21 protein-coding genes are annotated in these 19025 nt (G+C 40.5%); 6 read left to right on the top strand and 15 right to left on the bottom strand.

What is annotated here, in order from left to right; genetic code table 11:
- Positions 1-4: 4 nt before the first annotated feature.
- From ID165_RS22295 to ID165_RS22280, 4 genes are all read left to right on the top strand, one after another.
- Entirely contained in the window at positions 5-1033 is a 1029-nt protein-coding gene (locus ID165_RS22295) for a macro domain-containing protein (protein ID WP_192347630.1), read from the top strand.
- A 393-nt stretch (positions 1034-1426) separates the two neighbouring features.
- The gene (locus ID165_RS22290) at positions 1427-3061 is read left to right on the top strand and encodes a S8 family peptidase (protein WP_192347629.1); all 1635 of its coding nucleotides are present in this window, start codon (positions 1427-1429) and stop codon (positions 3059-3061) included.
- A 292-nt stretch (positions 3062-3353) separates the two neighbouring features.
- Positions 3354-3845 carry a mobile mystery protein A gene (locus tag ID165_RS22285; RefSeq protein ID WP_370539713.1) on the top strand — a complete coding sequence of 164 codons (492 nt, stop codon included), beginning with the start codon at positions 3354-3356 and terminating at the stop codon, positions 3843-3845.
- Entirely contained in the window at positions 3836-4435 is a 600-nt protein-coding gene (locus tag ID165_RS22280) for a mobile mystery protein B (protein WP_192347627.1), read from the top strand. Before ID165_RS22285 ends, ID165_RS22280 begins: the two co-directional genes overlap by 10 nt.
- Positions 4436-4510: 75 nt before the next feature.
- Here the strand turns inward: ID165_RS22280 and rpiB are convergent, their stop codons facing one another.
- The 3 genes from rpiB to glyA form a co-directional block, all read right to left on the bottom strand.
- Complete coding sequence (gene rpiB / locus ID165_RS22275; RefSeq protein ID WP_192347626.1) at positions 4511-4948, bottom strand: ribose 5-phosphate isomerase B; 438 nt, start codon at positions 4946-4948, stop codon at positions 4511-4513.
- 190 nt (positions 4949-5138) lie between these two features.
- Positions 5139-5993: a twin-arginine translocase subunit TatC gene (gene tatC / locus ID165_RS22270; RefSeq protein WP_192347625.1), complete on the bottom strand. Its 855-nt coding sequence runs from the start codon at positions 5991-5993 to the stop codon at positions 5139-5141.
- 16 nt (positions 5994-6009) lie between these two features.
- Entirely contained in the window at positions 6010-7278 is a 1269-nt protein-coding gene (gene glyA / locus ID165_RS22265) for a serine hydroxymethyltransferase (RefSeq protein ID WP_192347624.1), read from the bottom strand.
- A gap of 147 nt (positions 7279-7425) precedes the next feature.
- Between glyA and ID165_RS22260 the strand changes: the two genes are divergently transcribed.
- The gene (locus ID165_RS22260; protein WP_192347623.1) at positions 7426-7800 is read left to right on the top strand and encodes a UDP-glucuronosyltransferase; all 375 of its coding nucleotides are present in this window, start codon (positions 7426-7428) and stop codon (positions 7798-7800) included.
- Here the strand turns inward: ID165_RS22260 and ID165_RS22255 are convergent.
- Positions 7797-8024: a hypothetical protein gene (locus ID165_RS22255; RefSeq protein WP_192347622.1), complete on the bottom strand. Its 228-nt coding sequence runs from the start codon at positions 8022-8024 to the stop codon at positions 7797-7799. The genes ID165_RS22260 and ID165_RS22255 overlap by 4 nt on opposite strands.
- 104 nt (positions 8025-8128) lie before the next feature.
- On the opposite strand from ID165_RS22255, the gene ID165_RS22250 reads away from it, so the two are divergent.
- Positions 8129-9037 (top strand): AEC family transporter, encoded by a 909-nt coding sequence (locus tag ID165_RS22250; protein WP_192347621.1) that lies wholly within the window; start codon positions 8129-8131, stop codon positions 9035-9037.
- Here the strand turns inward: ID165_RS22250 and ID165_RS22245 are convergent, their stop codons facing one another.
- The 11 genes from ID165_RS22245 to ID165_RS22195 form a co-directional block, all read right to left on the bottom strand.
- A complete protein-coding gene (locus ID165_RS22245) occupies positions 9038-9841 on the bottom strand; it encodes an inositol monophosphatase family protein (protein WP_192347620.1) in 804 nt (267 codons plus the stop codon).
- 22 nt (positions 9842-9863) lie between these two features.
- Entirely contained in the window at positions 9864-10556 is a 693-nt protein-coding gene (rsmI, locus tag ID165_RS22240; RefSeq protein ID WP_192347619.1) for a 16S rRNA (cytidine(1402)-2'-O)-methyltransferase, read from the bottom strand.
- The gene (locus ID165_RS22235; RefSeq protein ID WP_192347618.1) at positions 10553-10786 is read right to left on the bottom strand and encodes a 4a-hydroxytetrahydrobiopterin dehydratase; all 234 of its coding nucleotides are present in this window, start codon (positions 10784-10786) and stop codon (positions 10553-10555) included. Before ID165_RS22235 ends, rsmI begins: the two co-directional genes overlap by 4 nt.
- Before the next feature lie 11 nt (positions 10787-10797).
- Positions 10798-11067, bottom strand: a complete 270-nt coding sequence (locus ID165_RS22230) for a DUF493 family protein (RefSeq protein ID WP_192347617.1) — start codon at positions 11065-11067, stop codon at positions 10798-10800.
- An 81-nt stretch (positions 11068-11148) separates the two neighbouring features.
- A complete protein-coding gene (locus ID165_RS22225) occupies positions 11149-13260 on the bottom strand; it encodes a SurA N-terminal domain-containing protein (RefSeq protein WP_192347616.1) in 2112 nt (703 codons plus the stop codon).
- Between the two features lie 84 nt (positions 13261-13344).
- Positions 13345-14628: a hemolysin family protein gene (locus tag ID165_RS22220; protein WP_192347615.1), complete on the bottom strand. Its 1284-nt coding sequence runs from the start codon at positions 14626-14628 to the stop codon at positions 13345-13347.
- Between the two features lie 2 nt (positions 14629-14630).
- Complete coding sequence (locus tag ID165_RS22215) at positions 14631-14891, bottom strand: hypothetical protein (protein WP_370539712.1); 261 nt, start codon at positions 14889-14891, stop codon at positions 14631-14633.
- Positions 14892-14918: 27 nt separating this feature from the next.
- Positions 14919-15419: an LPS export ABC transporter periplasmic protein LptC gene (lptC, locus tag ID165_RS22210; protein WP_225586871.1), complete on the bottom strand. Its 501-nt coding sequence runs from the start codon at positions 15417-15419 to the stop codon at positions 14919-14921.
- A gap of 131 nt (positions 15420-15550) precedes the next feature.
- On the bottom strand, positions 15551-16852 hold the full coding sequence (locus ID165_RS22205) for a lipopolysaccharide assembly protein LapB (RefSeq protein ID WP_192347614.1): 1302 nt from the start codon (positions 16850-16852) through the stop codon (positions 15551-15553).
- 98 nt (positions 16853-16950) lie between these two features.
- Positions 16951-18234, bottom strand: coding sequence for a hypothetical protein (locus tag ID165_RS22200; protein WP_192347613.1), 1284 nt, complete (start codon positions 18232-18234; stop codon positions 16951-16953).
- Positions 18224-18940 carry a type III pantothenate kinase gene (locus ID165_RS22195; protein WP_192347612.1) on the bottom strand — a complete coding sequence of 239 codons (717 nt, stop codon included), beginning with the start codon at positions 18938-18940 and terminating at the stop codon, positions 18224-18226. The genes ID165_RS22200 and ID165_RS22195 overlap by 11 nt, the downstream gene beginning before the upstream one ends.
- Between the last annotated feature and the right edge of the window lie 85 nt (positions 18941-19025).

Genomic DNA, 19025 nt, shown 5'->3' with positions numbered 1-19025 from the left:
AAATATGATCACTTACTTAACAGGAAATATTCTTGACAGTAAAGCTGAGGCTTTAGTAAATACGGTCAATACAGTTGGAGTAATGGGAAAAGGTATCGCCCTACAATTTAAAAAAGCTTATCCAAATAATTTTAAAGCTTATAATTTAGCATGTAAAACCGATCAAGTTAAAGTAGGTAAACTTTTCGTTACTAAAGAAGCCAATATCAGTGGTGGTGAAAAATTCATTATAAATTTCCCTACAAAGAAAGATTGGAGAAAGCCTTCTGAATACGAATACATTGAAAATGGTCTTCAAGATTTAATAAATGTGATTAACACCTATAACATTAATAGTATAGCTATACCTCCATTGGGGGCAGGTAATGGTGGATTAGAATGGGAAAAAGTAAAAACCATAATAGCTAAATATTTAAATGGAGTTGATATTGAAGTCTTTGTTTATGAACCAAGTTCTTTTATTAAAGAAAAACTTAAGAAAGAGAGAGTAAAACTTACAGATGCAAGAGCACTACTTTTATATGTTCTTTATGATTTAGTGAGAAATGGAGAATATGTATCTGAATTCTCAAGTGAGAAAGTTGCATACTTTCTTCAAAGATTTGGCGCCAAAAAATTCTTTAAATTAACTTATGAGCCAAATTTTTATGGGCCATATTCTAGTAAAGTAAGGTTTTTGTTGAACACTTTAAATGGCAGTTATGTAATGGGTTACAGTGATATGAGTAAAAAACCATTTGACCCACTAACCCTTGTTTCGGATGGATTCGAGGAAGTTAATAACTATATTGAAAACAGGCCTGAGTTGAAAGTAATCGCAACAAGAACAATTGAATTCTTAAATGGTTTTTATTCTGATTTTGCACTTGAACTACTCTCATCAATAGACTTTATTTCTCAAAAAGAGAACAGTTTAAATCGAGAAATTATCACAGAAAAGCTTGATACATGGAGTGATCGAAAACGGTCAATGTTCTCAAACCCAAAGTACATAGATATCTCCTTAAAACACCTTAGTAAGGTTCAATTCTGAACTTTTAGAAGCAACTTTAGTAATTCTATCCTTATGGCCGATTAATTTTTGCTTCACCTAAAAACTCCATTTTCAAGTTAATAGAAAGAACTTAGCTATATCCTCTAGGAGTAGTTTTCAGCTATACCCTTCTATCCCTTTGAATTTGCAATTCCTCATTTCAGACTCATAGAAAGCAACCCCAACTACCTCCCCATAATCTTCTTCCTATGCAACAACCCCAAAAATTTAGCTCGTCCAATACTTTTTCTAGGGAAATGCAATGCGGGGTAATTGAATATGGATTTTGAGAATTATCAATAAAAAAATCCATTCAAGTAAAACTAAGCTTACTTCACCATTTTTAACATGTGAAATTTGGCTCTTTTTGTATCCCGGGCGTTACTTTTAACTATGATTAAAAGCAAGATTCAAATTTTGGCTGGGCTAGGCATTGGCCTATTGGTAATGGGATGTAATTCCTCATTAATATTGACAGCTCCTCCTATCAGTTACACAAATACCAACATGAAAGTAGCCAAACTCTCAGATCAAGAATCCAAACACTGGGGACATTTAGATTTACAAAAGGATACTATTCCCGGAATGAGCGTGGACCGTGCCTATTCAGAACTTCTAAAAAAGAAAAAAGGTGAGCAGGTAATCGTAGCAGTTATTGATTCCGGAATTGACCTTGATCATGAAGATATCAAAGATGTGCTTTGGACCAATCCAGGCGAGAAGCCGGGAGACGGGATAGATAATGACGGCAATGGCTATGTAGATGACATCCATGGATATAATTTCTTGGGAGAATCTTACAACGAGCAATTGGAAATGGCCCGGATCTTACGATTAAAAATCGGAGACGAAGCTTATCAACAAGCCGCCAAGTCACAATTGGATGAGAAGCTAGATGAAGCCAAATCAGCTTTACCTCAACTCAAACAGATAGAGCAGTTAGTTAGCATGGCTGATCAAAACATGCAAAAAAATCTGGGCAAAGAATTCTACTCTCTTGCAGACTTGGAAGGCTATCAGCCAAAAAATGCGCAAGAAGAAAGATCCTTAGGTATGCTAATGCAGGTAATTAGCTATGGAGAGGAAATTCCAGCCGCCCTAAAGGATATGCAGAAAGGAATCAAGTATTATGGTGAACAGCTCAAATACAATTTGAACGTGGACTTCAATGGACGCACTCCGGTAGGAGACGATCCTTATGATATTTCCGATACTGACTATGGCGATGGAAATCCGGCTATCAGAGACCCCGAAGAAAGCCATGGTTCACATGTGGCAGGGATCATTGCCGCTACCAGAAACAATAAAAAAGGGGTGAATGGGGTAGCTAAAAAAGTCAAAATCATGTCCATTCGGGCTGTTCCAAATGGAGATGAATACGATAAGGATATTGCTCTCGCCATCCGATATGCGGCAGACAATGGAGCTAAAGTGATCAATGCCAGTTTTGGAAAAGGATTTTCCCCCAATTCAGAATGGGTATATGAGGCCTTGAAATATGCCGCTTCCAAAGATGTTCTGTTTGTCCATTCAGCAGGAAATGACGGGATTGATCTCGACTCTCCAGAGAACACTAATTTCCCTAATGACCATTCTATTGAATACTCACAAGAAGTGGCCAACAACTACCTTACAGTGGGAGCATTGACATCTGCTTATGGATCAGATCTGGTCGCGGTATTTTCCAATTATGGAAAAAACAATGTGGACATCTTTGCCCCCGGGGATAAGATATACTCCACTATGCCCCATGATTCTTATGAATTTCAGGGAGGGACTTCCATGGCAGCTCCGGCTGTAGCAGGTTTGGCTGCAATGATAAGATCTTATTTTCCAAGCCTGAGCGCCGCCCAAGTAAAGCAAATCATTATGGAATCAGGAATCCCATCTACCATGAAAGTTCAGGTAGGCGGACCTGAAGGGGAAGTAAAATCCTTTTCAGAAATCTCCAAATCCGGTAAAATTGCCAACCTGTACAATGCGCTAATCCTGGCAAGCCAGGTTTCTAACGGAAACGTAAGCTTGTAAGCACTTCATTCAGACAAATAAAAACTTCCGTTTGCTCCAATCCTTTTGTTTATCAAAAAAGCCACTCCTGGATCACAAGATGGGCTTTACTACTTATTGAAATCCTTATTAACTACAGGCAATCTTACTCACTCGATTCTGATGTCTTCTACCATCGAAGGCTGCGGACAGGAACGTTTTATCCAACATCTCTGAGACTTTTGTAATCATTTTTATTTACATTTTTTAACATTTGTCAATATATTCATTGACTTTTTTACCATTTTGTAAATGAATATGTTTACTTTTTTATATGTTTGTAAACATATTCATTTACAAAAGGATGAGAAATAAAAGTAAACTTCTAATCGAGCAATTGGACCAAAAACTTAAAGCTTTCCAAAATACGGAAGACGTTATGGTACCTACCAAAGGTTGGATACACACAATTCGTACTGCACTCAATATGACCTTGGCACAGCTAGGTGCCAAGCTGAACATCACTAGACAGGGTATGAAAAGAATAGAGGAAAGTGAAGAAAAAGGAGCTATAAGCATAAATACATTGAGGCAATTTGGAGAGGTTCTGGAATTAAAATTCGTCTATGGTTTTGTGCCAAAAGACGGAACAATAGACAGTTTAATCAATAAAAATGCCGAGAAATTAGCTAGTAAAATAGTCTTGAGAACTCATCAAAATATGCAATTGGAAAACCAAGGAATCAAGGAGGAAAAAATCAATGAATTTATTAAGGATTTGGCAGATGAAATAAAGAGAGAAATGAGAAAATCATTATGGGATTAAAACTTCAGTATGATGATGGACAGACGCCAATCAATGAAGAAGAAAAAGATGGGCTAAAGATTAATTCAATTACTACCCAAAAGGAATTGGATGAATTCGAGCAGCTGAACATCGAAAAAGCTGTGGAGTGGACAATTCATACCAATCTAAAAGCTGAAAAAATCCTAACAGAAAAATTCATCAGAGACTTACATAAAAAAATGTACGGAGATGTATGGAAATGGGCTGGCGAATTTAGGAGGAGTAATAAAAATCTTGGGATACCTTGGAATCAGATTGGGGTAGAGTTAAAAAACCTGATTGACGATACTAAATATTGGATCGAGCATAATGTTTTTAAGCCAGATGAAATAGCTATTCGTTTCAAGCATAGAATTGTAGCAATTCATTGTTTTCCAAATGGGAATGGACGACATTCAAGAATGATGGCAGATATTATCATGGAATCCATATTTAAAGAAGAAATATTCTCATGGAATAAATCGAATATGATCAAAGCGGACGAAACGAGAAAAGCATATATTTCTGCTCTAAAAAATGCTGATCAAGGAGACATAAATCCATTAATAATCAACTTTGCAAAGCACTAATACATAAAAATTATTCAACCCAAAAAAGCCCATCCTGGATTACAAAATGGGCTTTACTACTTATTAAAATCCTTATTAGCTACAAGCAATCTTACTCACCCGATTCTGATGTCTTCCGCCTTCGAATTCGGTAGTTAGGAATATTTCTGCTAGTCTCTCTACCAACTCATAAGAGATAAATCGGGCTGGTAATGCAAGCACATTTGCGTTATTATGCTGACGGCAAAGTGCAGCCAACTCTTCGTTCCAGCAAAGAGCAGCACGGATACCCTGATGCTTATTGGCAGTAATCGCCACACCGTTTCCACTTCCGCAGATCACAATTCCAAGCTCATATTCACCATTTTCAATAGCGGTGCTTAGCGGGTGAACATAATCAGGATAATCCACAGAAACATCTGAGAAAGGACCAAAGTCCTTTACTTCGTAGCCTAGTGATTCTAGCTTGCCGATAAGCTTCCCTTTGTATTCAACCCCTGCATGGTCTCCTCCTATTGCTATTTTCTTTGCCATAATTCTTTGAAGACACAAGACGTTAGACAAAAGACATTAGTAATTAATACCTCCTATCTTGTCTTTAATTTTTTAGGTTCTTTTCAATTAACTCTTTTAATCTAAAGCCTCCAACCTGACATCTTTCCTCTGGGCTCATGGCTCTTTCTTCTAAAATCTAGCTATTGATACTTAAGTCTAGCTTCTACGCTTAAAGCGCATCGTCTATATCTTCCTGAGCTTTTCTCTTTGCTCTTTTCTTCTCCAATCTCTTTGCAATCTGAATCCCTGCTTCATATAAAACGAGGATAGGCATTGCAATCAAGATTTGGCTGATCACATCGGGAGGGGTGATTATCGCTGACAAAACCAAGATCACCACAATGGCATGCCTTCTGTAGGCTTTTAGCATACCGGAAGTCACCAAACCTGACATAGCCAGGAAATAAACCACCACAGGAAGCTGGAACATAATAGCCGATGCCAGAACCAGCATCGTCAATGTAGAAATATAGGAGGTGATGTCAAACTCATTAAGGATCGAAGGATCTAATTGATAGTTTGACAAGAAGTTGATAGAAAGTGGAGATAAGATAAAGTACCCAAATCCAGCACCCATAAAGAACAACAAACTCACAAAGAACACTGCTCCCCTTGCGGCATTCTTCTCCTGATCATACAATCCCGGGCTGATAAACCTCCACACTTCCCAGAAAACAAAGGGAAACGATGCAATAAATCCCACCACAAAACTGGAAGTCATGTGCATAGTAAACTGCCCTGTCATCTGCCTACTCTGAATAGTAAACGGCAACTCGTCTATACAGAGTGCCGGCAACCCCACATAATCACTGAGTTCACACAACCATCTATATGTGACAAAGTCAACCTTGGAAGGGCCAAGGATTACTACGCCAAAAACAAAGCTTTTGGCCAAAAAGGCCGCAACAGACAAAATCAGAATAGCTGCTACTGAACGAAGCAAATGCCAGCGCAAAGCCTCTAAATGGTCCAAAAAGGACATTCCTTCTTCTTCCTCTTCTTCTTGGTATTGGTCTAAAGCCACGGGTGGTATCTATAATCTAGTATAATGGAAACTCATTCATCCAAGCATTTACTTCACTGCGGATAGTTGCCAGTTCGGCTTCATTTTCATTGTTCATCAGAGCTCTGTCGATCAAATTCACAATCTTCACCATGTCATCTTCTTTCAAACCTCTTGTAGTAATAGCTGCAGTACCTATCCTCATTCCAGAAGTAACAAACGGAGATTTGGTATCAAATGGAACCATATTTTTATTGATGGTAATATCCACTTTCCCCAGCGTCTGTTCTGCGATTTTACCGGTAAGGTCTTTATTTCTAAGATCGATAAGCATCATATGATTGTCCGTACCGCCAGAGATAATCTGATATCCCAAACTTACGAACTGATCAGCCATTACGGATGCATTCTTTTTCACCTGAAGCACGTAATGCATGTATTCATCAGATAGACATTCCTGAAAAGCTATGGCTTTGGCAGCAATAATATGCTCCAAAGGACCTCCTTGGGTGCCCGGGAATACACCCATATCCAGCAAAGCAGACATTTTCTTGATTTCTCCTTTTGGAGTAGTCAATCCCCAAGGATTATCAAAATCTTCACGCATCATGATCAAACCGCCTCTAGGGCCTCTTAGCGTCTTGTGAGTAGTCGTAGTCACAATATGGCAGTGATCCAATGGATCATTCAAAAGTCCTTTAGCGATCAGTCCGGATGGATGCGAGATATCTGCCAAAAGAATAGCTCCTACCTGATCTGCTATCTCTCTCAACCGAGCATAATCCCAATCTCTTGAGTAAGCCGAAGCACCGCAAATAATCACTTTTGGAGAAACTTCCAATGCTTTTTCTTCTACTTTGTCGTAGTTGATTCTTCCTGTTTCTTCCTCTACTCCATAGAAATGAGGATCATAAAGTTTACCTGAGAAATTCACAGGAGAGCCATGCGTCAAGTGCCCCCCATGAGAAAGGTCGAATCCCAAAATCGGATCACCGGCTTTCAGGCAAGCCAATAAAACCGCTGCATTAGCTTGCGCACCTGAATGAGGCTGCACGTTGGCCCAAGTAGCACCGAAAAGTTCCTTTGCGCGGTCGATAGCCAATTGCTCAATCTTATCCACTACTTCACAACCGCCATAATAACGTTTGCCAGGAAGGCCTTCTGCATATTTGTTTGTCAGCACGCTTCCTGCGGCCTCCATCACTTGTTTACTGGTGAAATTTTCAGAAGCTATCAGTTCGATGCCTCTCTTTTGTCTGTCTTCTTCTTCATTGATAAGGTCGAAAACAAGCGAATCTCTTTTCATAATCAGGGGTTTGAAAGCCAATTTTTATGGAACGGTAGCCAAATGGCTTACCTGCAAATGTGCCCAAAAATAGTCCGAAAGTCCCGATTATCCAATCCAAAAATAGGATTGGGATTCTCAATTCTGAGGAATTGCTATTTTTGGCTGATGATTGATTTCAAATTCACCCCCGAAAGCTATTTTACTGACGAGACAACCTCTGTTTTATTAGTAAAACTGAATTATCCCGAAAGCCAATGGGGAGAACAAATCAGCATTTATGCGCATTGGCTGGAAGCAAAAATCCAATTTGAAGCGGTAGATTTCTATGGAAATGAATACTTACTCCACCCTTCATGGAGCTACGACAGTCTTTCCATGGAAGACATCATCTATCTGCTAGAAGGTATGCAAGTGAACACTGATGCAATCGAAGGTAATATGGAATTAATCCTAGACGGAATCCCGGAAGTGGAAAGCGACTTCTACCCCGAGCTTGAAAGGTATTTTGAGGAAAAGAGAAAAAATTTTGGTTTGGACTAGAAATCCAGCAAGGCCTGCTTCTGCCCGGAAACCTGATGGGTCCGAAACCAGTACTCGTAAGTCTCAAAATCCAGACAATCGCTAAATTCAACTCCTTGAAATATGATTTTCTTGAGGCAGCTTACGGGGAGCCATGATTTTAATTTTGTCGCCTGTTCTTCTGAAAGCTGAGAGAGCTGAATCCATTTTCCTCCGTTGATAAAAATTGGTATAAGTTTGGTCATAGACTTATGGTTGTATGGCTCAAAAGTATACTGATAATCAACAAAGTACAACTATATAAAATTATTTCTATGTTAATAAAAATTACAGGGTTTAAAAAACAGCTATGGTAGGAGTGTCAATAGCATTTGCATGTCTTGTATTGGGCCTTTTTCTCCAGAGACAACCGAACCTCCCGCTAGAAAAAATTACAAAATGGGTCAATGCCTACTTATTAAACATTGTCCTCCCTGCACTTGCCCTACTTTATATTCCTGAAATACAACTTGGATGGGATTTACTCTTGCCCGTTTCATCGGCTTGGTTTGCCTTTTTGTTATCCTGGTTGATTTTTGGTTTTTTGGGAAAAATCCTAAAATGGGACAACCAAACTACCGGTTGCTTGGTGATCGTCGCAGGACTGGCCAATACCTCTTTTTTGGGATTTCCTGTGATAGAAGGCCTATACGGTAAGGAAGGCTTGCCAATAGCTCTTCTGATAGACCAAGGTGGCTCCTTTTTGCTCGTTTCTTCACTTGCGATTCTGGCAGGTTCTATCTATTCCCATAAAGAAGGTAATCTGAAGGAAGTACCACTCAAAATATTGCGTTTCCCTCCTTTTGGATTTTTATTGATAACTATCGCCATGAGTATTCTGGGATTGAAAACTCCCGAAATCCTCATTCCAATAGTTTCTCTGATTGGAAAAACAATGGCCCCCATGGCCGTTTTCGCAATCGGCCTGAAATTCTCAATTGACTTCGACTCACTCAGTTCCAAATTCTATTGGTTGGGAATGGGCTACAGGCTTTTGCTTGCTCCTTTGGTAGTTTGGCTGATCTATAGAAATTTCTTGCCTGTAAACAGCCTTGAGTTCAAAGTGACCGTCCTGGAAAGTGGCATGGCCCCTATGATCACGGGATCTATTGTCGCCATCCAATACGACCTAAAGCCAAAATTAGCCACTCTTCTTGCGGGATTGGGAATCCCTATCTCTATCCTGACTATCTTGCTCTGGTACTTCTTCCTTGGCTAACTAAGCCCAAGCCGTCTTTAGGTCTTTTAGGATTTCCCCATGAATTTTCTCATTGGTGGCCAAAATCTCTCTGCCAAACACAAAATCCCTTCCACCGGAAAAATCAGTCACTTTTCCACCCGCTTCCTCCACGATCAACGTGCCTGCAGCAACATCGTAAGAATTTAGATTGTATTCAAAAAAGCCCTCAACCCGTCCTGCTGCAACATAACATAGATCAACGGCAGCACTTCCAAATCGCCGTGCACCATGAGAAGATTTCATCAATGACTTTAGCGCAGCTAAGTACTTATCAATCAAATCGAAATTGTAGTAAGGAAATCCTGTGGCAATCAGCGATTCAGAAAGCGTCTTTGCCGCACTTACTTTGATAGGTGTGTCATTACAAAATGCACCGGCACCTTTCATCGCATAGAAGCATTCATGAAGGTTCACTTCGTACACTACGCCTAGAATAACTTCGCCATGCTCCATTAATGCTATGCTAACTGAAAAAATAGGCACACCATGGATAAAATTAGTAGTTCCATCCAGGGGGTCAATTACCCAGTTGAATTCTTCTGCCCGGGTGGTGTTGGTACCCTCCTCTGTGATGAAGCCTGCCTCAGGCAAAATTTGAGACAGTTTGTTCACTATTATCTTTTCAGCCTCCTTATCCACATAAGAAACAAGGTCATTGAAGCCCTTATGCTCTACCTTGTTTAGGTCGAAATGCTGTCTCTCCCTACGGATAAAAGCGCCTGCTTCTTTGGCTATACTTTGAGTTTGCTCGAGAAGCTGTGTAAGTCTTTCTGTTGAGATCATAAAAGTCGGTTGTAGTAATCAATCAGGCTTTAGGATTCTTACCTGCCACGGTAAGCACTATTTCACCTTTTAATGTATTGGTCTGATAATATTCTATTAACTCGGCTAACGTGCCTCTGACGTTCTCTTCATGGAGCTTGGTAAGCTCACGGGATACGCAAGCCTGCCTTCCGTCACCAAAAGCCTCTGCAAGTTGTCCCAACGTTTTCAATAAACGATGCGGAGACTCATAGAAAATGATGGTTCTGACTTCTTCCATTAGACCATCTATTCTTGTCTTTCTCCCTTTTTTATGAGGCAAAAAACCTTCGAATACAAATCGATCATTTGGCAGTCCACTATTTACCAAAGCGGGAACAAAAGCAGTAGCACCGGGTAGGCATTGGACGTCCAATCCCGCAGCAAGCACTTCTCTCACCAATAGAAAACCCGGATCCGATATAGCCGGTGTACCCGCATCACTGATCAAGGCAAAAACTTCTCCCCTGTTCATTCGCTCCACAAGTTTTTCTACAGTCTTATGCTCATTGAAAATATGGTAGCTCTGAAGTGGTCTGGAGATTTCCAGATGCTTTAGCAACTGCCCACTGGTACGTGTGTCCTCTGCCAAGATGATGTCGGCGGTTTTCAGTACTTCAATGGCCCGAAGGGTGATATCCTTTAGATTGCCAATAGGAGTAGGTACCAGATACAGGTTGGGGGAAGTTTCACTCATGAAATCAACTCATCAATAGCCTTAGCCAATGTATGATCTTTCTTAGTCACTGTATTTCCTGCATCATGAGTGGTCAGCTCGATGACTACCGTATCATACACATTGCTCCAATTAGGATGATGCTGCATACCTTCCGCCAAAAAAGCCACTCTGGTCATAAATGCAAACGCCTCCTGAAAGTTGGTAAATTTAAAAGTTTTCTTAAGCTTATTATCTTCCTCTTTCCACATAAGTCAATGAGTTAAAGTGAGATTAATCCTTCTATGTTGGCAGCTTGCTCATAGATCTTGATGATCTGATCAGCACTTTGCATCATAGCCTGAGCGGTCGTACTTACATATTTACCTCCGGAACTCGCTTTGGTAGTTATTTCATGGGTTGGAAATAAAGCTGCTACCTCGCTTTCCTTTCCGGTAGGAACTATGAATTTAAACATATAAAGCTGGGGAAACTCTCCGCTGGCTTCTAATTTCTCTTTGAAATTTTCTTTGTCGAATTCCTTTTTGTCCATAGCAAGATTGATTGGCAAATTATGTTCGAATATAAATAAAGAACCCATGCTGTGTGGCATGGGTTCCTAATCTAGTTTCTATTAAAAGAATTTATATCGATAGTCTTTGACACCAGCCAGATCTTGCAGGGCCATCATGACCGAGTATGTCGTTCGTTGAGAGGCATTCTGAGTCAATTGCCTTTGGTAAGATGAGTAGTCACCTATCTCAGCTGCCGGAGTCAAAGCATTCAGCTTTCCTACTATCACACCTACATCTTCACCGATAGGCTGAGTCATTTCGCCTTGCTCCACTCCGAAGATAGCGCCAATAGCGCGTGGGGCGAAACCAATGCCGGGAATTACATTGGCACTTAATTTCAAATCCGGAATCTCATTCAAAGAAGCTTCATTAGGGTAAACGGACTTCATATCTTCCAAAGAAGTTTTTCCCGCAAGCTTAGATTTGATCACTTCAGCTTTCTTTTCATTTCTGACCTGAGCTTCTACTTGCTCTTTCACGTCAGCCAATTTCACATCTCCTTCATCCCGCTTGCTTACAAGAGTAGCCACCACATACGCATTGTCCAATTCAAAAACAGTAGAAACCTCTCCGGTAGAAGTACCGTCTGCAAATGCCCAGCGAATCACTTCCCTTGCATTTTGAAGGTTGTTGATATTTCTGGCGTTCGCATCTATGTTATTAGCCTGTAGAATTCTATAATTCCCTGCTGCGGCATTTTCAGTAAATTCATTTCTGTTGCCGGCACTTGCTGCAAAAGTATCAGCGTTTCTGAATGCTTCATTTCGGGTAATATCGCTTGCCGCCAACTCAACCTCCAAAGAAGCTATTTTGGTATAGGTAGTCTTAGGCATCTCAGTTACTTTCACTATATGGTAACCATATTCTGTTTCCACCAGACTAGAAAGCAAGCCCGTAGATTTAGCAGCATAAGCAGCTTCTGCAAATTCAGTCACAAAGTCATCCTTGGCAAACCATCCCAAATCGCCACCATTCTGCGCAGTGCCATCTTGGCCGTATTGTCTTGCAGCCACTTCAAAGTTGCCATCCGCTTTCACTTGGGCAAGAACTGTTTCAGCTTGGGCTTTTACATCAGCTTTAGCAGCATCGTCCATTCCTTCTGTGCTGAATAGAATGTGAGAAGCTCTTAATCTAGGCGTTCCTTCATACTGATCAGAGATCTTGTACGATACATAAGTAGAATTACTCGTGATGAAAGGACCATAAGTCTGCCCTGCTCGAATATCCGAAACATTACTGGTCAAATTCGCAGGAAGTGCATCACCCGCCCTGATCGTCAGATAGGGAGAAGGTGAATCGGAATTTCTCAAAACAAAAAGAGAATCATTTTCAGCAGTCCTTAATTCTTCAGTCAATTCGTTAATCTGAGAAATAACTTCTGCTGAATCTGTTCCGCTTGGCTGAATACTAAAACTCACATACTCAAGACTTGCCGCATTGCCAGATTTGAATTTACTCTTATTTTTTTTCAAATACGTCTCCATATCACTGTCAGAAACAGTGATTTCTGCATCAGGCACGGCGTAGAAAGGGACAAAAAGAACGGTAGCATCCGCAATAGTATTCGCTGCCTTATATTCTCCCTTAGCCTCGGCTTGGGTGGCAAACTCAGAAGTTGCCAACATATTGTCGTATTTGATTCTCAATCTAGAGTTGGCAAACAACTGCTCTTGTTGATTCCAATATGCCTGTTGAGCGGGATCTGCTGTTTCCAGCGACTGCAGAAAAGAAACCAATTGACTTTTATCAAACTGACCCGTCTGTGGATTCACCAGCTGCTGACGCAATTCCGGCACTATATTTTTGCCCTGAACCATATCAACCAATTCGGCATCCGAAATAGTCAGACCTAACTTCTCATATTCTTCCTTGAATACACGCTCCACAATCATTGACTGCCAAGCCTGCTCTCTGATCGAGTACATTTCTACTTCAGAAGGGACCCTTCCGGTTCTCTGTTGATTGGCAACCTTGTATTCTTCCACGCGGGCGATATATTCTTCATAAGTAATATCTTCCCCTGCGATCTCGCCTACGATATTATTTCCCGAGCTGAGAAGTGCCGAGTTAGGACTCAGTAAGTCTCCTCCCAGAAGGAATAAAATTAATCCGCCGGCAATCACGCCGATCAACAGACCTGTCCTTTGTCTAATTTGTTTAATTAACGCCATTATTGTTACTACGCTTTTTTAGAGAGTCGCAAAATAATAGCATTACTAACGAAATTCAAAATATATTCTGAATCAAACGCTTAACTAGAAAATTCCGGAGGTGTTGATTTTTAAGCGAACAGTCTCAATTCTATGCTCTTGCTTGGTCATTACCGTAAAGGTATAAGACTCATATGTAACCGATTCTCCCTTCTTTGGTAGGTTCTCAGTAAGTGAAAGAATCAGCCCCGATAGGGTCTCAAAGTCTCCAATGGGCAATTCCCATCCATATTTATCATTGAGATAGTCTATTTCGTGGCGCGCACTCAGCAGATATTCCTGATCAGAAATTTTCTGCTCAATCAAATCATCGCTATCATATTCATCTTCGATTTCCCCAAAAATCTCTTCAATAATATCTTCCATAGAAACTATCCCCGAAGTCCCTCCAAACTCGTCCACGACCAATGCAAGGCTTTTTCTTTCCTGAATAAACTGGATCAGCAACTCATTTGCCAAGGCGGATTCCGGGGCAATAATAATAGGAGTAAGAATTTCTTCAATCGTTTTGGGCTTCTTAAATAATTCCAATTGATGGCAATAACCAATCACATCGTCAATAGATTCCCTGTAGACAATCACCTTGGAATGTCCACTTTCCTCAAATACTTTCTTCAATTCTTCGATAGGATCATCCACTTCCACTGAGACAATGTCTGTTCTAGGCACCATACATTCCCGCACACGGACAGTTTTAAACTCCACTGCATTGTCAAAAATCTTTGTGTCTATCTCTACATGCCCCTCTTCTTTTCCTTTGTGCATATGATTCTGGACAAAACTGTTCAGATCGGTTACAGTGAAGACTGGCTTGTCTTCACTGTATTCTAAACGGAGTACTTTGGTGATAAAGAATCTGGAAAGTCCCACTACAGCCCAAACTACAGGGTAAAAAAGAATGTAAATCATGTAAAACGGCAGCGTAAAGAAACTCAACATACTGTTGGGATTCAGCATAAAAAGACTTTTAGGCAAGAACTCAGCAGTAATCAAAACCACCATAGTGGAAAGCAAAGTCTGTGATAATAAAACAAATGCATCATTGTTAAGTCTATCCGGAAGCAATATTTCCAGAGGTTCCTCCATCAAATAAGCCATAAAAATCCCATACAGGACCAACGAGATCGTGTTTCCCATTAAAGTAGTACCTATAAATTGGCCTGGGCGCTGAACAAATACACTTAACAGGCGCCCGGTAAGATCTCCCTGTTTATTCTGAAGTTCTATCTGAAGCTTGTTGGAGGAAATAAACGCAATCTCCATTCCCGAAAAAAACGCTGAAAAAACCAGCGTAATGATTACATAAATCAAATCATAATTTAATTCCATGCTTAGCGTTTTTTGCCGGGTTTGGTCTTTTTCTTAGGAGCGGGTGGTTCTTCGGGCTTTTTCATTCTGCGATACTGAAACCAAAATAACAAGGCTACCGCAAACATAAAAATCGCATAGGAAGCCTGCACGCCTTGGGTGACTGTCTGGTGAATGCCCACAATCATAAGTGCAAGTGATAGCGATAGTACTAATGCGTCAACTAATTTCATTTTGAATATACGGGAAGTCGGGAAATAATAACATGCTATTCTATCTGTCAAGAGATTTGCTTTTTGCCAGTTCCATCTCTACTGTTCTTCTCCTGGCATCAAAATACGACTGTCCCTTGGGTTTTTGAGCGTATAGTTTGTAAAAGTTTCATCAGCATCAAGTCCCGTACCATTGAAAAGTGTCTCACCATCCTGAACAGTGACAAATTTCTCTGTATATATTCTTTTCTTATTTGGTTCCCAGAAAAGCTCCTCTGACTGTAACTTTTGGTTTTTGATCAAGTTATGCACCTGGACATTTCCTACGCCCTTGTAGACATTTTCTTGCCGCAGAAAGTACCCCTTATCTGCACGAAGTGTAGTACTCAGTTGGCCATCCTTTTCAAATATCTGGATTTCTATTCCTTCGGGAAACTCACGATTCCCATTTGCAAACTCAAGTTGCTTAGGTGCTTGTACATCTGAACGTATTATTGCTGAGTCGCTTTTAACCAAATGAATATTAATGGACATATTCATAGGCCCATCATATACCTCCAGAGCAGAGGCATCAACATCCTCCCTGCAGGAGCTAGTCATTGTACTGATACAGAGGAACATTATGGAAAATAAAGTGGTCTTCACAATTCAAAGATACTTGAAAATTGTTTTACGTCTGTAAGCAAAAAAAGGCAGCCCGCAGACTGCCCTTTTTATATCATTTAACTAAATCAATCTCTTGTAGCCAAAGTAACGGTTTCCCCGATCCAGCATCCGGTGTTAATGGTAGACCCAACTTCAAGGCCTTCAGTGAACAATTCTTCTTTAGAAGGGAATCTAGCTCTGGCTTGGGACATCCCCTTAGAATCTCCTGCTTTTTGATAGGCATTGTAAGCAGCAATATAGATAGAATAATCCTTCGCACGGCTTTCTCCGCCTTTGCAGTCATTGAACGAGTTCATGTACATTCCACCGATCAGTGAGTAAATATCTGCGGTTCTGGAAGGATCCAAATTAGCGACTTCCTTAGCTGCAGTTCTGGCAGCTGATTTCTTTCCTGATTTAGCATAGATTTTAGCAAGTTCCATCTGAGCATCAGCTTTCTGTGTATCGTTTTCCGCCAAGGTCAATGCCTGGTTCCACATTTCCTCGGCTTTATCTGAATTATCTTCCTGCATGTATCTCATGGCAATTACCTGAGATGTAGAGAAAGAAGGTTCTTTGGCATGTTTCATCTCCAGTGCCTGCAAGAATGCATTTGAAGAATAGCATTTGTATTGCACCGAATATTTGAAGATCTGGTCTGCCAATACTTCATTGGTAGGATCAGCCGTCAATTTTGGCCCCATTGTATTTTCGATAAAATCACAATCGATTAGCTCCATCGCTACCAATAGCTGCTCCAAGGAACTCTTAGGACTTGACACATCACTTCCATCTGCAGCAGCTTTATCTAAAATTGCTTGCAGTTTATCGTGAATCGCTAGAATTTCTTCTCCTGTATACGCTTGATGATAGGCAAAATTTCTATAAACTAAATTAAAATATGCAGCTGTAAGACTAGGATTCAGAGTACCATTGAGTTCCATAGCTTTTTCAAAATCAGCAATTGGTCCTTCTAGCTTATCTTTATCATCTTTAAAATACTGATATCCGTAATAAGCTTTATTTTCTATCCAATTTTTCTCGTTGTCATAGATTTCGGCTCTTTTGTTGAAAATGGCGATAACTGAATCCTGATAGATTCTCTTCTGCGCCTCGTCAGTAGTAGCTTTGGATGCTCCATCATAAACTTTCACACCATTTTGGTAGATAGACTCATTCAGCTCAGGTACATTTACCAGTAACCAGTTCAGTGGCTTGGTAGCTTCTACAAACTGCTCCGAACTCAGGAAATCAGTGTAAGCTGCGTTATATTCTCTTGCTTTTTTCTCTTGAGCAGGATCAGACGGAAAGTTCCATCCATCTTGAGCTTGAACCATTCCGGCAACAAGCAGGGCAACTAACCCCAGTAGTGTAGATTTAATTTTCATTTTCATAAAGGTTTGATTCGGCACAATTTAATCTTCCTGTATAAACCCAAGTATGGCTCTTGGATTTAACCATTTTGATTGTATGGTTTGGTTAATTCTTATTCAAATACTCTTTTGTAGAACCAGCTATTATCATTCAGCGACAGTCCCAGGGTAAAGTTCACATAATTCTCTCTGATGAGGCCATTATCAGTGGTTCCTCTTTGTCCTACTTTCACAGCGAAATTCACTAACGAAAGTTGATTTACAGGAAGTGATGCTCCAAAGTTAATGCCAAGATCATTGATATTGGTCGCGTTAAGGTAGTAAGGCGTCTGCTGATATTCCAATCCAAAACGATACGTACCTCGCTTGAGCGCATTATCTATAGCAAGATAATCGGGGGTGATTTGGAAGCCGAGTCCTACCTTGATGGCTTCTCTCAATTGCAACGGATCCCCCAGCAGAGATCTGTACTTTTTGAAGTCCTGATATTGTCCTTCCAGACCAATCACGTACTTGTTGTTTTTTTCATAGGAAACACCGAATCCATAGCGGCTGGGGAGTTTTATACTGCCCGGTTCGTCATTTGAAATCAAGTCTCCATCTGAATCCGGGTTGCTAGCTTGGCCAATTGCAGCGAGCTTGGCAAAAGCTTTTCCACTAACGTCCCCCAAATGCTGATAAATGGCACCCAAGTGCAGCTTGCTTTTTTCGTTCAGTGGCACAAAGTAGTATGCACCTGCTTTGAGCCCAAAATCACTAACTGTTAATCTTTCATAATATTCTGTAGTGATGCCTACCGGACGGCCTTCATTATCAAAAAGTGACAACTGATCAGTTCGGATAGTTGAACCAAAAAGATAAGAACCTTGGAGACCGAGGCTGAAGTTTTTCGTGACTGCATACCCTACACTTAAATAAGCATCCGAAATCCCCCCATCTCCTTCTATAAAATTATAAGCTTGGACATCTGCGTTGTTGACCTCGCTTTCGATAAGCAAGCTGTAATTCACACTGGTGACTTGATTCAATCCCAAGCCGATTGTCATTTTATTTGCTTTCACGGGAAGGGATAAGGCAATATAGGATAACCCTCCTCCATCGATGTCTGATGTCTCAGTACCGTTATCAGCAGCGATCTTTTTATAATTCAACGCTGCTTCAAAATTAAAAATAGTGTTTTTGGTAGACAGGGCCGGATTGACCACATTCGGATTCCACGCAGAACCAAAACTGATACCGAGCCCCCCCATGGCTTGATTATTGGTAAGACCGGAATAATTAAACTCTCCGATACCCAGTGCACTATAGGTAGAAGCACTAGACTGTGCCTGAGCTTCTGTAAATAAGAAAAGGGTGCATAGTACACCCAGCAATTGCAATTTGATTTTACTCAACATTGTGGTTTAGAATAGAATTCAATCCGTAAAGGACCAAATTTGGGACTACAAATATGAGGTCTTTTGCCAATGAATCAAAAGATTGGGCGTCTCCACCGCTAATAAAGACCTCGATTTCTGGAAATTTTTTGGTGTATGCTTCGATTTGCCCACGCAATTCAAACTCGATTCCATGCCAAATACCGATTTGCATACAGGTGATCGTATTATCGCCAATCAACTCCACAGGCTTCACCGTTAGATCAACCAATGGCAATCTTGCCGTTTGTCCATGCATCGCTTTGGCCCGCATCACAAATCCGGGGCTGATAGCTCCACCTAAATAGGTGTTGTTCTCATTGATCAGATCAAAAGTAATACAAGTTCCCATGTCTATTGCCAAGACCGGACCTTTTCCCCGTATAGTCCAAGCTCCAATCGCTCCTGCTATCCGGTCCAAACCCAAACTCGCGGGTGTTCCGTATCCATTGTTGACAGGCAACTTGGTGTCTGGACTGAGAAAGACAAAACGAAAAGGCAGCAACTCCTCTAGCTCGGATCGGTTCCATCTCACAGAGCTCACCAAACATTGATCGAATAATACTGAATCACAATAGTTTACCACATCTTCAAGTTCTGAAAATACTTCTTCTTCAAGTAGCTTTTTGCCTTGAAAAAGTGCCAACTTGATTCTAGTGTTTCCTATATCTATAATCAGATTTGTCATCCAGTTTAATTAATATTTCGCAAAATAGCCATTCAATAAAAAGTAGTGTCTTTTATCCTTGTTAAATTATCTTTGGACCAGTCGT

Origin of the sequence: Algoriphagus sp. Y33 (assembly GCF_014838715.1) — a bacterium.
Classification (GTDB): Bacteria; Bacteroidota; Bacteroidia; order Cytophagales; family Cyclobacteriaceae; genus Algoriphagus.
The sequence above is the reverse complement of the archived record's forward strand: the minus strand, read 5'-3'. Positions and strand labels throughout refer to the sequence as shown.